This window comes from Umezawaea sp. Da 62-37, assembly GCF_032460545.1.
In the GTDB taxonomy this organism is placed as follows: Bacteria; Actinomycetota; Actinomycetes; order Mycobacteriales; family Pseudonocardiaceae; genus Umezawaea.
This window is the reverse complement of the sequence record NZ_CP135965.1, coordinates 149199-163089: the sequence shown is the minus strand read 5'-3', so window position 1 is coordinate 163089 and position 13891 is coordinate 149199. Positions and strand designations below refer to the sequence as shown.

Annotated in this window: 13 protein-coding genes; 6 read left to right on the top strand and 7 right to left on the bottom strand. The window is 71.2% G+C overall.

Annotated features, from left to right (window positions below):
• Window positions 1–206 precede the first annotated feature (206 nt).
• The gene (locus RM788_RS00775) at window positions 207–1895 is read left to right on the top strand and encodes an ISAzo13 family transposase (protein ID WP_399342894.1); all 1689 of its coding nucleotides are present in this window, start codon (window positions 207–209) and stop codon (window positions 1893–1895) included.
• A gap of 124 nt (window positions 1896–2019) precedes the next feature.
• Window positions 2020–2235 carry a hypothetical protein gene (locus RM788_RS00770; protein WP_315929463.1) on the top strand — a complete coding sequence of 72 codons (216 nt, stop codon included), beginning with the start codon at window positions 2020–2022 and terminating at the stop codon, window positions 2233–2235.
• Between the two features lie 101 nt (window positions 2236–2336).
• On the opposite strand, the gene RM788_RS00765 is transcribed toward RM788_RS00770, so the two are convergent.
• Genes RM788_RS00765 through RM788_RS00755 form a run of 3 tightly spaced genes read right to left on the bottom strand, consistent with a single transcriptional unit; the run spans window position 2337 to window position 5979 of the window.
• Window positions 2337–4451 carry a xanthine dehydrogenase family protein molybdopterin-binding subunit gene (locus tag RM788_RS00765; RefSeq protein ID WP_315929462.1) on the bottom strand — a complete coding sequence of 705 codons (2115 nt, stop codon included), beginning with the start codon at window positions 4449–4451 and terminating at the stop codon, window positions 2337–2339.
• On the bottom strand, window positions 4448–5440 hold the full coding sequence (locus tag RM788_RS00760) for an FAD binding domain-containing protein (RefSeq protein ID WP_315929461.1): 993 nt from the start codon (window positions 5438–5440) through the stop codon (window positions 4448–4450). The genes RM788_RS00765 and RM788_RS00760 overlap by 4 nt, the downstream gene beginning before the upstream one ends.
• Window positions 5437–5979 (bottom strand): (2Fe-2S)-binding protein, encoded by a 543-nt coding sequence (locus RM788_RS00755; protein WP_315929459.1) that lies wholly within the window; start codon window positions 5977–5979, stop codon window positions 5437–5439. The genes RM788_RS00760 and RM788_RS00755 overlap by 4 nt, the downstream gene beginning before the upstream one ends.
• A gap of 191 nt (window positions 5980–6170) precedes the next feature.
• Between RM788_RS00755 and RM788_RS00750 the strand changes: the two genes are divergently transcribed.
• Window positions 6171–6743 carry a TetR/AcrR family transcriptional regulator gene (locus RM788_RS00750; RefSeq protein ID WP_315929457.1) on the top strand — a complete coding sequence of 191 codons (573 nt, stop codon included), beginning with the start codon at window positions 6171–6173 and terminating at the stop codon, window positions 6741–6743.
• Between the two features lie 15 nt (window positions 6744–6758).
• On the opposite strand, the gene RM788_RS00745 is transcribed toward RM788_RS00750, so the two are convergent.
• From RM788_RS00745 to RM788_RS00735, 3 genes are all read right to left on the bottom strand, one after another.
• On the bottom strand, window positions 6759–7346 hold the full coding sequence (locus RM788_RS00745; protein WP_315929456.1) for a TetR/AcrR family transcriptional regulator: 588 nt from the start codon (window positions 7344–7346) through the stop codon (window positions 6759–6761).
• A complete protein-coding gene (locus RM788_RS00740) occupies window positions 7343–8257 on the bottom strand; it encodes a TIGR03620 family F420-dependent LLM class oxidoreductase (RefSeq protein ID WP_315929454.1) in 915 nt (304 codons plus the stop codon). Before RM788_RS00740 ends, RM788_RS00745 begins: the two co-directional genes overlap by 4 nt.
• Before the next feature lie 121 nt (window positions 8258–8378).
• Window positions 8379–9335 (bottom strand): helix-turn-helix domain-containing protein, encoded by a 957-nt coding sequence (locus RM788_RS00735; RefSeq protein WP_315929452.1) that lies wholly within the window; start codon window positions 9333–9335, stop codon window positions 8379–8381.
• 70 nt (window positions 9336–9405) lie between these two features.
• Between RM788_RS00735 and RM788_RS00730 the strand changes: the two genes are divergently transcribed.
• On the top strand, window positions 9406–10407 hold the full coding sequence (locus RM788_RS00730) for a saccharopine dehydrogenase NADP-binding domain-containing protein (protein WP_315929451.1): 1002 nt from the start codon (window positions 9406–9408) through the stop codon (window positions 10405–10407).
• A 42-nt stretch (window positions 10408–10449) separates the two neighbouring features.
• On the opposite strand, the gene RM788_RS00725 is transcribed toward RM788_RS00730, so the two are convergent.
• Window positions 10450–11832: a KamA family radical SAM protein gene (locus RM788_RS00725; protein ID WP_315929449.1), complete on the bottom strand. Its 1383-nt coding sequence runs from the start codon at window positions 11830–11832 to the stop codon at window positions 10450–10452.
• A 152-nt stretch (window positions 11833–11984) separates the two neighbouring features.
• Here RM788_RS00725 and RM788_RS00720 point away from each other — a divergent pair, with 152 nt between their 5' ends.
• Together RM788_RS00720 and RM788_RS00715 are read left to right on the top strand one after the other, a co-directional pair.
• Window positions 11985–12476, top strand: a complete 492-nt coding sequence (locus tag RM788_RS00720) for an FxsA family protein (protein WP_315929448.1) — start codon at window positions 11985–11987, stop codon at window positions 12474–12476.
• 138 nt (window positions 12477–12614) lie between these two features.
• Window positions 12615–13826, top strand: a complete 1212-nt coding sequence (locus RM788_RS00715) for a family 8 glycosyl hydrolase (RefSeq protein ID WP_315929446.1) — start codon at window positions 12615–12617, stop codon at window positions 13824–13826.
• The last annotated feature ends 65 nt before the right edge of the window (window positions 13827–13891 follow it).

The window sequence follows — 13891 nt, the reverse complement described above, 5'->3', positions numbered from 1 at the left end:
CATGTCGTCGTCCTCGATCAGTGCTTCGCGAATGTGCTCGTCGAGCGTGAGGCGGCTACGGCCGATGGGGCGCACGTCGTGAACTTGACCCCGATCACTCGACCCTGTGCTTGCCGAAAATGTCGTCCGTTCAGGTCAGGTGGTGTGGTTAGGACGCGCAGAGAAATTAACCGTAGATTTCGATCTTGGGCTGTCATGCTTGTGGTATGAGCCTGATCGAGGACGCGGGGGCGATGCTGGCGGCGAAGTTCGAGGTGCTGATGCCGCACCTGGACGAGCGTCAGCGGCGACTACTACTCGCCGCGGAAGCCAGAACGTTGGGACACGGCGGGATCAGGCTCGTCGCCCGCGCCGCGGGTGTCCGTGAAGCCACGGTGTCCCTGGGGGTCACGGAGCTGGAGTCCGGTGAGGCCCCGCTCGGGCGGGTGCGTCGGCCCGGCGGGGGCCGTAAACGCGCCGCCGACCTCGACGCGGGACTGCGACCGGCGCTGCTGGCATTGGTCGAACCCGACGTGCGGGGCGACCCGATGTCGCCACTGCGGTGGACGACGAAATCGACTCGTAAGCTCGCCGCCGAACTCACAGCCCGTGGCCACCGGATCTCTGCCGACACCGTCGCGGACCTGCTGCGAGAGGAGGGTTTCAGCCTACAAAGCAACGTCAAAACCCTGGAGGGCAAGCAGAATCCCGATCGGGACGCGCAGTTCCGCTACCTCAACGAACAGGTCAAGGACCATCAGGCCACCGGCGAACCGGTGGTCAGCGTGGACACCAAGAAGAAGGAACTGGTCGGGCAGTACGCCAACGCCGGCCGCGAGTGGCGCCCGGGCGGTGATCCGGTCGAGGTCGACACCCACGACTTCCCGGACAAGACCCTGGGCAAGGCCGTGCCCTACGGGATCTACGACCTGGCCGCCAACACCGGCTGGGTCAACGTCGGCACCGACCACGACACCGCCGCGTTCGCCGTCGAATCGATTCGTCGCTGGTGGAAGAGCACCGGCCGCAGCACCTACCCGCATGCCGGACGCCTGCTGATCACCGCCGACGCGGGCGGCTCCAACGGCTACCGCACCCGCGCATGGAAAGCCGAACTGGCCGCCCTGACAGTGGAAACCGGTCTGGAGATCACCGTGTGCCACTTCCCTCCCGGGACGTCCAAGTGGAACACGATCGAGCATCGACTGTTCTCTCACATCACCATGAACTGGCGCGGCCGACCCCTGAGCAGCCATGAGGTCATCGTCAACACCATCGCGGCGACCACCACCCGCACCGGGCTGACCGTTCACGCCGAGTTGGACACCGACACCTACGACATCGGAGTCCGTGTCAGCGACGGGCAGATGGACGCGTTGCCACTGGACCGGCATGAATGGCACGGCGACTGGAACTACACCCTGAGACCCGAGCCATACCAACGGATCCCCGTCACCATCCCGGACCCATTCGACCAACCCAGCCCCGATCTGGCCTGGCTGTGCCACCCCGCCATCACCGGCCTGCCCACTCACGACTGGCATAACGTTATCGCCGCGCTCACCGCCCCGTACGAGGATCAACGCGAAGCCCGGCTCGTCACACGACGTGGCCACCGCCCCCGCCACAAAGGCGGCCCGGACACCGGTCGACGCCCGGTCCTGACCCTGGTCGACCGACTTCTTGCCACCGTCCTGCACTACCGATCGGGGCTGCCTCAGGTCGCCGTCGCAGTCTTGTTCGGTGTGCGTCCCGAAACCATCAACAAACGCATCCGCGATATCCGGACACTGCTTGAACAGGCGGGCCTGAGCATCCAGCCCGCCGAACAGCGCCTTACTAGCTTGGACGACCTTTACGATCTTGCCCACACCGCAGGTATCACCATCCCGGACTGCACCACGCCAACGAGTTAATGATCTGCAAGCCCTTAGCACTCGTCGTTGATGCCATGCAACCGTTGTCGAAGGCAGCCAACCAGTGGGTGGTTTGGCGTGGGAGCACGGTTGTGGGAGTCCGGGCGGTGAGCGAGGTGCGCCCGTGAAGACGTTGCCCGTGCTGGGGGAGTTGGAGTCCGCCGGGGAGGGGACGCCGATCGGGGAATCGGTGTTGTGCCGCAACAACTTCAATTCCGGCAACGTGCGGCACGGCGGGCGGCTGGTCGTCGCGGGCTGGGAGCACGCGACCGGGTTGCCGCCGTCGTGGGAACTGGCTGTGGCACCCGCGAACCGGGCGGTGAACCCGGCGCCGGGGTGAACGGCGCGGGGCCCGTGCGACCGAAGAGCAGGTCCTGGACGCGGCCCTGTGGTCGAGCACACCGCCGCGCCCCCGGAGGACGCGGCGGTGTGCTTCCGGTGTCAGGCGTTCGCCGCGCTCAGCACACGCTCAAGGCTGATCGGCAGCGCCCGATGCCGAGTACCGGTGGCGTGCCACACGGCATTGGCCACCGCCGCCGCCGTCCCCACGATCGCGACCTCCCCGACCCCCTTGACCCCGCTGGGATTGCTCGGGTCGTAGTCCGGGACCCAGTCGGCCTCGATGTCGGGGATGTCGGCGTGCGCGGACACGTGGTACCCGGCGAAGTCGCCGTTCACCTGCCCCCCGAGCCGCGGATCCCGCAACCCCTCCTCGTGCAGCGCCATGGAAATCCCCATCGTCATTCCCCCGATGAGCTGACTGCGAGCGGTCAACGGATTCACGATCCGCCCGGCCGCGAAGATCCCCAGCATCCGCCGGACCCGCACCTCCCCGCTGAGCGGATCGACGGCGACCTCCGCGAACTGGGCTCCGTGCGCGTACCGGTCCTGCTGCCCGAGCGCACTGATCGCCGCCGCGGTGTCCGCCCGTCCGACCACCCCCTCGACGGGAACGCGGTCGACCCCCTTCAGCTTTTCCCGCAGATCGGTCACGGCCGCGGTGACGGCCCACGTCCACGACGACGTCCCGCGGGATCCGCCCGCGAACCACGCCTGCCCCAGGTCGCTGTCGGCGATCTCGACGCGGATCGACCCGGTCGGCACCTCCAGGGCGTCCGCCGCCACCAGCATCAGCGCCGTGCGCGCACCGGTGCCGATGTCGGCCGCGGCGATGCCCACGGTGAACGTGCCGTCCTGGTTGGCGGTGACCGCCGCGGTCGACCCCACCGAGCCCGCGCCGTAGATGCTCGCGGCCATGCCCGTGCCGACCAGCCACCTGCCCTCACGGCGGACGCCCGGCCGCGGGTCGCGGTCGGCCCACCCGAACCGGCGGGCCCCCTCGTGCAGGCACCCGACCAGGTTGCGGCTGCTGAACGGCAGCCCGGTGACCGGCCCGACCTCGGGTTCGTTGCGCAGCCGCAGTTCCACCGGGTCGATCCCGGTGGCCTCGGCCAGTTCGTCCATCGCCGACTCGATGGCGAACGACCCCGGCGCGCAGCCGGGCGCCCGCATCCACGTCGGCGTGGGCAGGTTGACCCTGACCACCGAGGTGCGGATCCGGATGGCGTCCGCGGCGTAGAGCGCCTGGGTGACCTCGCCGTTGCGCTCCACGTACTCGTGGATGGTGGACGAGTGGCTCGCCGTGTCGTGGTCGATCGCGCGCAGCCGACCGGTGGAATCGGCGCCCAGCCGGATCCGCTGCTCGGTCGCGGGCCGCATGCCGGTCACCGCGAACACCTGGCGGCGGGTCAGCGCGACCCGCACCGGGCGGCCGAACTCGGTGGTGGCCATGACGGCCAGGACCAGCTGCGGGCCGAGGCCCTTGCCGCCGAAGCCGCCGCCCACGTGCTCGGCGCGCACCCGGACCACACCGGGGTCCAGCCGGAACAGGACGGACAGCACGTAGGAGACCAGGAACGACCCCTGGTTGGAGTCGACCACCTCCAGCCTGCCGTTCTCCCAGCGCGCCAAGGCCGCGTGCGGCTCCATCGCGCTGTGGTACTCCTCCGGCGTGGTGTACCGCTGGTCCACCACCACCGGGGCCGCCGCGATCTCGGCGTCCACGTCGCCCTTGGCCACCTCGGGCGCGGACGCGGGCGTGTAGACGCCGGGGTGGTCCACGGAGAACGCCAGGTCGGCGTCCTCCTGCTGGTAGCTCACGACCAGGGCGTCAGCGCCCGCGCGCGCCTGCTCGGCGGTCTCGGCGACGACCAGCGCCACCGGCCTGCCCACGTGCGGCACGTAGTCGTCCTGGAAGAGCTGGAGGCTGCCGTCGCTGCCGAGCAGACCCGCCTCGGGGTTCAGGCTCGGGGCGTTGCCGTGGTGGATGACGCCCAGCACGCCGGGCATCGCCAGCACGGGTCCGGTGTCGATGCCGGTGATCCGGCCGCGCGCCACCGTGGACAGGACCAGCGAGCCGTGCGCGAGCCCCTCGAACGGGACGTCGGCGGCGTAGCGGGCGGCGCCGGTGACCTTCTCCCGGCCTTCCAGGCGGACGTGGGCGGTCCCCACGACGCCGACGGGTGGTGCGGCGATGGCATCGGTCAGGTCGGTCATCGGGCCGCCTCCTCGGCTAGTTCGGTCAGCACGGACACGACCAGGTTGCGCATGAGCGGGACCTTGTAGCCGTTGCGCGGCAACGGGTTCGCCGCCGCCAGTTCGGCGTCGGCCGCGGCGGCGAAGGACTCCGCCGTCGCGGGGGCGCCGGTCAGCGAGCGCTCAGCGGTGTGCGCGCGCCACGGCCGCGAGGCGACCGCGCCGAAGGCGAGGCGGACCTCGTGGACGACGCCGTCGCGCACGTCCAGCGCCGCCGCGACGGAGCCGGTGGCGAAGGCGTAGGACGCGCGCTCACGGACCTTGCGGTAGCGCGAGCGGGCCGCGATCGGGGTCGCGGGCAGGGTGACGGCGGTGATCAGCGCGCCCGCGGGCAGCGCCGTCTCGACGTGCGGGGTGTCGCCGACGGCCGGGTAGAACTCCGCCAGCGGCAGCTCACCGGGGCCGTCGACGGTCTCGTAGGACACGACCGCGTCGAACGCGGCCAGAGCCACGCCCATGTCGGACGGGTTCGTCGCGACGCAGTGGTCGGACCCGCCGAGGATCGCGTGGTTGTGGTGCTCGCCCGCGATCGCCGGGCACCCGCTGCCGGGAACGCGCTTGTTGCACGGCAGCGAGGTGTCGGTGAAGTAGCCGCACCTGGTGCGCTGCAACAGGTTCCCGCCGACCGTGGCCACGTTGCGGAGCTGCCCGGACGCCCCGGCGAGCACTGCCTGCGACAGAGCCGGGAAGTAGCGCCTGACGTCCGGGTGCACGGCCAGGTCGCTGTTGGTGGTGGTCGCGCCGATGACGAGACCGCCGTCGGAGGTGACTTCGACGCCGTCGAGCGGGAGGCCGCGCACGTCGACCAGCAGGTCGGGGGCCTCGACGCCGGACTTCATCAGGTCGACCAGGTTGGTGCCGCCGCCGAGGAAACGGGCCGCGGGGTCGCCCGCGAGCAGCGAGACCGCCTCCTTGACCCCGGTCGCGCGGCTGTAGCCGAATTCCTTCACGCGGTCACCTTCGCTTCGTCGGAGGCGCGGGCGACCGCGCGCACGATCGCCGTGTACGCGCCGCAGCGGCACAGGTTGCCGCTCATCCGCTCGCGGATCTCCGCCGCGTCCAGCGGCACCGGCTCGGCGTCGGGGCGCACGTCGTCGGTGGCGGCGCTGGGCCAGCCCGCCGCGTGCTCCTTGATGACGGCGACGGCCGAGCAGATCTGGCCGGGGGTGCAGTACCCGCACTGGTAGCCGTCGAGTTCGAGGAACGCCTCCTGCACGGGGTGCAGGTCCTCGCCATCGGCGATGCCCTCGATCGTGGTGATGTCGGCGCCCTCGGCGGCGACGGCGAGCTGCAGGCAGGACACCGCCCGCCTGCCGTCGGTCAGCACGGTGCACGCGCCGCACTGGCCGTGGTCGCATCCCTTCTTGGTACCGGTCAAGCCGAGGTTCTCCCTCAGGGCGTCGAGGAGCGTGGTGCGGTTGTCGACGGTGAGCGCGTGCGTCTCGCCGTTGACCCGCAACGAGATGTCACTGCGCGTGGTGGGTGGCACAGCATGTCCTCTCAGGCCGGGTACGGGCGCGGACCACCCGCGGATCGGATCTTCGCGGTCAGGCGGGTCCGCAGGCCCTCTAGCATCAGGCGTGCTCAGAGGCCTCGCACCACTTAAAGTGGAGGGCACTCTCACTTGAAGCCTAAGTGATAGCTCTCTCCGCTTGCAAGGGGATCGGAAGGAAGACCGACATGAGACGGATCGAGGGCCGCCCGTTGCGCGCCGACGCGCGCCGCAACCGCGACAAGATCCTCTCCACAGCGGTCGTGATGTTCGCCAGGGACGGGCTCGACGCCACGCTGGACGGCATCGCCAAGGAGGCGGGGGTGGGTCCGGCCACCCTGTACCGCAACTTCCCGACCCGCGAGGCGCTGATCGAGGCGGCCTACCGCAGCGAGCTGCACAAGCTGTGCGAGGCGTCGGACGAACTGCTGGCCGCCCTGCCGCCGAAGGAGGCGCTGCGGGCCTGGATGGGGCGGTTCCTCGACTACGTCGGCGCCAAGATCGGCATGGCCGACGCGCTGCGCGCGCTGATCGCGACCGGCGTGAACCCCTACGACCAGACCAGGGACCTGATGCACGCCGCGCTCGCGTCCCTGCTGGACGCGGGCGCCGCCGACGGGAGCCTCCGGTCCGACGTGGCCGCCGCGGACGTCGCGGCGGGCATGACCGGGATCGCCATCGCCTCGGGCAACCCGCCGCAGCGCGACCTGGCCGAACGCCTGCTGGACCTGCTGATGGACGGCCTGGTCACCACTCGGTAGATCCACACCCTGTCGTCAGCGCGGGCGCAGCCCCTCCAGGACGAGCGTCAGCAGCCGCCGGGTGTGCCGGGTGGGGTCGTCGTCCTGATCGCCCGCCAGCGCGACCGCGTTGACGAGTTGGAAGACCTCGTCGAGTTCCACGTCCCGGCGCACCGCGTCCGCGTCCTTCGCCCGCTCGACCAGTGCCGCGCCCGCCGCGCGCATGTCGTGGTGGCAGACGGCGAGCACGTTCGACGCGGGCCCCTGTCCGGTGGTGATGAGGACGCCCGCCAGCCCGCGGTAGGTCCTCGCGTGCCGGGCGACCGCCTCCAGCCACGTGGTCAGCGCGGCGCCCGGCGAAGGGGCGGCCAGCAGTTCGGCGGCCTGGACGGCGAGCGCGTCGACGCTGTCGCGCAGCAGTGCGACGAGCAGGTCCTGCCTGGTCGGGAAGTGGCGGTACAGGGTGCCGGGGCCGACCCCGGCGCGCTTGGCGATCTCGTCGAGGGAGGCGTCGGTGCCGCGGGTGGCGAACACCTCGGCCGCGACGTCGAGCAGCTTGGCCCGGTTGCGCCGGGCGTCGGCCCGCGGCGGGCGCCCGGCGCCGTCGGAGGTGCCCGCGGTCATCGCGCTCCCGTGCCGTGCGAGTCCACCGAGCCGAACAGCGGGGCCAGCGCGCGCCACCGCGACAGCGGCGCGCTGCCCGGCGGCACGTCGAGCACGTGCAGGCACACGTGGTCGGCGCCCGCGTCGAGGTGTTCCCGGACCCTGGCCCCGATCTCGTCCGGGCCGCCCCACGCCACGAGCGCGTCGACCAGGCGGTCGAACGCGGGACCGCCGGGATCGACCTCGAAGCCGAGGTCGGCCAGGACGCGGGCGCGGTTGGGGAGGCCGGCGGCCACGTACGACCTGCCGATCGCGCGGGCGTGCCCGTGATCGGCGGTCAGCACGACGGCCTGCTGCACGGCCAGGAACGCGCCCGGTCCCATCAGCTCCCTGGTGCGCCTGGTGTGCTCGACCGGGACGCAGAAGGGGAGTGCGCCGTCGGCGCGCTCGGCGGCGAGGGCGAGCATGCCCGGCCCGACCGCGCCGAGCAGCCTGGGCGGCCGCTTGTCGGCTCCCGGCGGCCCGAACGGCGCGACGTCCATGCGGTCCAGGTAGGACCGCATCGTCGGGACGCGCTTGCCGAACACCGCGCCGCGCACGTCCTCGACGAACATCGGGTGGCTCACGCCGAGGCCGAGCACGAACCGGCCGGGGTGGGCCTCGGTGAGCGTGCGCTGCGCCTGGGCGGCGGTCACCGGGTCGCGGCCGTAGATGGTCGCGACGCCGGTCGCGACGGTCATCCGCCGGGTGGCGCCGAGCACGAGCGCGGCCTGGGTGAACGCCTCCCGGCCGGTGGTCTCGGACAGCCACAGGGTGGGGCAGCCGGATTCCTCCAGCTCGACGGCGGCCCGCAGGGCTTGGGCGATCGGGAGGCCGTCGAGGTCGTTGGACCACACCCCGACACGTCCGAGGTCGAGCCGTTCGCCGTTCATCCGCGGGTCCTCCGTGTGCTCGGTGCTTCCTCCCGAACCATACGGAGACAGTCTCCGTTTTTGCAACACGCCTCGGGCGCGGCTGATCACCCGCCGATCGGGACGCGGCTCGACGCTCGTGTCACGACCGAGCGGAGGTCCGCCTGCCCTGGAACGTGCGCCGGTAGGTGTCCGGTGCGACGCCGACCGTGCGGTTGAAGTGCCTGCGCAGGGTGGCGGCCGTGCCCATCCCGGTGCGCTCCGCCACCACGTCGACGGCGGCGTCGGTCGTCTCGAGCAGCTCCTGGGCGCGGTGCAGCCGCTGGTTGTGCAGCCACCGCAGCGGCGTCGTCCCGGTGGTGGCGACGAAGTGCCTGGCGAGGTTGCGGGTGCTCATGTTGACGCGGTCGGCGAGCTGCCGCACGGTCAGCGGTTCGTGCAGGTGCTCGGTGGCCCACCGCATCAGGTCCTGGAGGTGGGTGCCGTCGACCGGTGCGGGCGCGGTGATGAACTGGGCCTGCCCGCCCGCGCGGTGCGGCGGCACGACGAGTCGGCGGGCGAGGGTGTTGGCCGCGGCGGCGCCGTGGTCGGTGCGCACGACGTGCAGGCAGAGGTCCATGGACGCGGCCTTGCCCGCGGAGGTGAGGATCGGGTGGTCGTCGAAGTAGAGGACGTCGGCGTCGACCACGACCTCCGGGTAGCGGGTCGCGAGCGTCGCGGCGTGCGACCAGTGGGTCGTGACCCGCCTGCCGTCGAGGAGTCCGGCGGCGGCGAGCACGAAGGCGCCGGTGCACAGCGACACGATCCGAGCGCCGCGGGCGTGCGCGGCGCGCAGGGCGGCGACGACGTCGGCGGGCGGCGGCTCGTCCACGTCGTGGTAGGCGGGCACGACGACGGTGTGCGCGTCGAGCACCGGGGCGAACGTGGTGTCGCTGGCGACGCGGGCCACCCCGCCGAGGTGGGCGGCTCCGGGGCCGCAGACCGTGAAGTCGTACCAGGGGTCCGCGATGTCGCCGCGATCCACCCCGAACACCTCGATGGCCGTCGCGGCCTCGAACAGCATGGCTCCCTCGTAGAGCGCCAGCACCACGGTTCGCATGTCCGAAAGTGTACGGATGTGGTCGGATCGGCCACTCGTGCCGGATGATCACGGCTGTGACGATGACGGCGTGAACACTCCGAACACCGCCGTCGCGGTAATGGGCGCCTACGGGCACACCGCCCGCTTCGTCCTGGCCGCCCTGCGCGACCTGGGCCTGGACGCCATTCCGGTCGGCCGCGACCACGACCGCCTGCACGCGCTCGGTTCCCGGTCGCGCGTGGCGTCGGCCGACGACCCGGCCTCGCTGGACAGGGCGTTCGACGGCGTGGCCGCCGTGGTCAACTGCGCGGGCCCGTTCGCCGACACCGCCGTCCCCGTCGTCGAGGCGGCGTTGCGCGCCGGTGCCCACTACGTCGACATCGCCGCCGAGCAGACCGTGACCATGGACCTGCTGTCCCGCTTCGACGGCCCGGCCCGGCAGGCCGGTGTCGCCGTCGTCCCGTCGATGGCCTTCTACGGCGGACTCGGCGACCTGCTCGCCAGCGCGGCCCTCGGCGACTGGCCCGCCGCCGACGACGTCCGGATCGCCATCGCCCTGAACAGCTGGCGGCCGACCGAGGGCACCCGCCGCACGGTCTCCCGCAACTCCGGCAGGCACGTCGTGTTCACCGACCACCGCTTCGTCCCGGCCCCGACCACCCCGACCACCGTCACCTGGCGGTTCCCCGACCCCATCGGCGAACACCAGCTCACCGGCCTGTCGAGCGCCGACCACGTCACCATCGCCCACCACCTGCCGACCCCGCGGATCGGCGTGCACATCAACACCGGCCCGCTCGCCGACCTGGCCGACCCGACGTCACCACCACCGGTCCCTGCCGACGCGCTGGGCCGCTCCGCCCAGACCTTCCACGTCGAGGCCGTCGTCACCAAGGGCGCCGAGCACCGCCGGGCGAGCGCGTCGGGCCACGACATCTACGCGATCAGCGGCCCGCTGGCGGCGGGCGCGGTCGCCCACCTGCTCACCCACCACCGCGTCGGCGCCCTCACCGCGGGCGCCCTCCTCGACCCCGTCGGGTTCCTCCGCTCACTGGACCCCGTCCACCTGTCGTTCGCCGTGGACGGGTGACCTGCGTGGGCGCGCCGCGCGGACAGGCGCGCCCACGAGCCGTCACGCCTTCGCCGACCACCAGGCCTGGCCGGTCTCGCCCAGCGTGGAGATCGGGTCGTAGTACGGGTAACGGCGGTCCAGCGCCTCCGGGTCGGCGAGTTCGATGCCGGTCCGGTAGTTCTTCGTCCAGTACGAGACCCCCAGCTCGCGGTCGTACTCGGCGAGCTGGTGCACCCAGCGCTTGCCGACGTAGGGCACGTCGCAGACGATGCGCGGGGTCGCGTAGCCGGGCAGGTAGCCCATGATCGCGTGCTGGAGCGCCTGCGCCTCCCAGACCGCCACCCGCCAGTGCTCGGCGTTCGGGATCATGTCGCACATGTAGAAGTAGTACGGCAGGATGTTCGCCTCGCCCTGCAACGCGAAGCACAGGTCCAGCAGGTCGTTCGGGGTGGCGTTGACGCCCTTCATGAGCACGCCCTGGTTGCGGACGTCGCGGACGCCGACCTCCAGCGCCGTGCGGGCGGCCTCGGCGACCAGCGGGGTGACCGACTGGGCGTGGTTGACGTGGGTGTGGATCGCCAGGTTGACGCCGCGGCGCGACGCGGTGCGGGCGACGCGCTCCAGGCCCTCGACGACGCGGGGCTGCAACCAGTGCTGGGGGAGACCCGCCAGCGCCTTGGTGGCGAGGCGGACGTCGCGGACGGTGTCGATGTCGAGCACGCGCATGAGGAACGACTCGAGCTGCGGCCACGGGACGTTGGCGACGTCGCCGCCGGAGACGACCACGTCGCGGACGCCGGGCGTGCGCTTGAGGTAGTCGATCATCAGGTCCTGGCGGTCGACCGGCTTGAGTTCGAGCTTGTGCTTCTGGATCAGGGGAGTGGAGTTGCCGACCAGGTCCATGCGGGTGCAGTGCCCGCAGTACTGGGGGCACGTAGAGACCAGCTCGGCCAGCACCTTGGTGGGGTAGCGGTGGGTCAGGCCCTCGACGACCCACATCTCGGCCTCGTGCAGCGAGTCGCGCTCGGAGTGCGGGTGGCTCGGCCAGTGCGCGTCGCGGTCGGAGCGGACCGGCATCATGTAGCGCCGCACGGGGTCGGCGAAGAACGCCTCGGTGAAGTCCTCGGGCGCGGCGGTCGGCGCCATCGTGTTGAGCATCTGCGGCGGCAGCAGCATCGACATCGTGGCCAGCGCGGCCTGGTCGGCGGCCAGCTCGTCGTAGAAGTGCTCGCTGAGCAGGTCGCCGGTGACCTTGCGCAGCTGCTTCGCGTTCTTCACGCAGTTCACCCGCTGCCACTGGGCGTCGCGCCACTGCGCCTCGGTGACGTGGCTCCAGCCGGGGAAGCGCCGCCAGTCCGGCTCGACCAGCTCCTTGCGCACGTAGGTGTACGGCTGGTGGTCGATGCCCTCAGACGCGGGCACGACCTCGTGAAGCGCGGTCATACGTGCTCCCTACGGGTTGGTTCACGTGAAGATATCCTGGCACATCGCCAGTTCGGCGTAAATATTCCCGCACAACCGTGTGTTGACCGTGTTACGCGCGTCAACTTCGCGGGGTTTGGGAGCGATTTGACCGACTTGTGCGTTGAGGGGGTATGCGCGTCTTCCTGTTGCTGTTGGTCGGCATGGCCGTCGAGATCGCCACCCTCGTGGCCGTTGGCAAGTCCGTGGGGGTGCTCGCCACCGTCGGACTGCTGATCCTCGGCGGGATCATCGGTTCGTTCCTGCTCCGCAGAGAGGGCGCGCGCACGATGGCGTCGTTCTCCGAGGCGCTGCGGACCCGGCGCGCGCCGCACCAGGAGGTCGCCGACGGCGTGCTGATCGCCGCCGCCGGGGTGCTGATCATCGTGCCCGGTTTCGTGAGCGACGTGGTCGCGCTGTTCCTGCTGTTCCCGCCGACCCGTCGGCTGGTCAGCCGCGGGCTCGCGCGCCGCGCGGAGGAGCGGGCGGCCACGGCCGTGCTCAACCGCCAGTACGGCAGGCCGCCGACCGCGGGCGGGGTCGTCGTCGACGGCGCGGTCGTGGAGGGCGCGGTGGTGGACGTCGACGTGCAGCCGCGACCGGCGAACAGGCCCGAGCTGGCCTGACCGCTGCCCGGTTCGTCCGCCATTCAGGTGCCGAGCCTCGTTAATGGGAAGGAAAGTTTCCTAACTTATTGACCTGTCGTCCGCCGGTCTGCCACGCTCGCGTTCCGCCGCCGCCCGCTTCCCCTTGCGGAGGAACGAATGAACAGAGCAGTACGCGCGCTGGCCGTGTCGGTGGCGCTGGTCGGCGGAGTGGTCGCGACCGGCGGTGGCGCCCAGGCGGCCGTCGGTGCGACGGCCTACGTGCCGGGCACCATCCGGCCGTCGGTCGCCCAGTCCACCCAGGACACCGTCCTGAACAAGTACTACGCCTTCTGGAAGGCGAACTTCCTCACCACCAAGTGCGGCACCGGGACCTACGCGGTGCTGTCCAAGGACGCCGACCACTCCTTCGTCGCCGAGGGCGAGGGGTACGGCATGACGATCGCCGCGCTGATGGCGAACAAGGACCCGGACGCGCGGAAGATCTTCGACGGCATCCTCAAGTTCGTGAAGGCCCACCCGTCGGTCAACGACAAGGACCTGCACGCCGCGGAGCAGGACGCCAACTGCAAGAGCGTCAACGGGAGCGACTCGGCGACCGACGGCGACCTGGAGATCGCCTACGGCCTGCTGATCGCCGACAAGCAGTGGGGCAGCACCGGTGCGGTGAACTACAAGGCCGAGGCCGTGCGGGTCATCAACGGCATCAAGCGCGCGGAAGTCAACAACAGCACCAAGTTCCCGCTCCTGGGCGACTGGGGCAACGACGCCGCGTACAAGAACAGCTCGCGCTCGTCGGACTGGATGCCCGGACACCTCCGCGCGTTCAAGACCGCCACCGGCGACGTGTTCTGGGACCAGGTGCGCACCCGGCAGGAGACCGCGGTGACGCAGCTCCAGTCGCAGTACGCGCCGAACACCGGTCTGCTCCCGGACTTCGTGGTGAACACCAACAGCACCCCGAAGCCCGCCCCGGCGGACTTCCTCGAGGGCGAGTACGACGGCAAGTACAGCTGGAACGCCTGCCGCGACCCGTGGCGGCTGGGCGTGGACGCGGTCACGGTGTCCGGTAGCGCGGCCAAGGCGCAGGTGGCGAAGATGACCACCTGGATCAAGTCGAAGACGGGCAGCGACCCCGCCAAGATCGGCAGCGGCTACACCCTCGCCGGCGCCGCGACCGAGAGCGGCGAGCACCCGTGCTTCACCGCCCCGTTCGCGGTCGCGGCGATGAGCGACCCCGGCAGCCAGGCGTGGCTGGACAAGCTGTGGACCCGGATCTCCACCGTGTCGCTCGACAGCACCGACTACTACGGCACCGGCATCCAGGTGCAGGTCCTGATCATCCTGAGCGGCAACTTCGTCGCCCCGTGATCGCACGCCGGTGGCGCGCACCCGACCGGGGTGCGCGCCATCGGCGTTTTCATGCCTAAAACGGA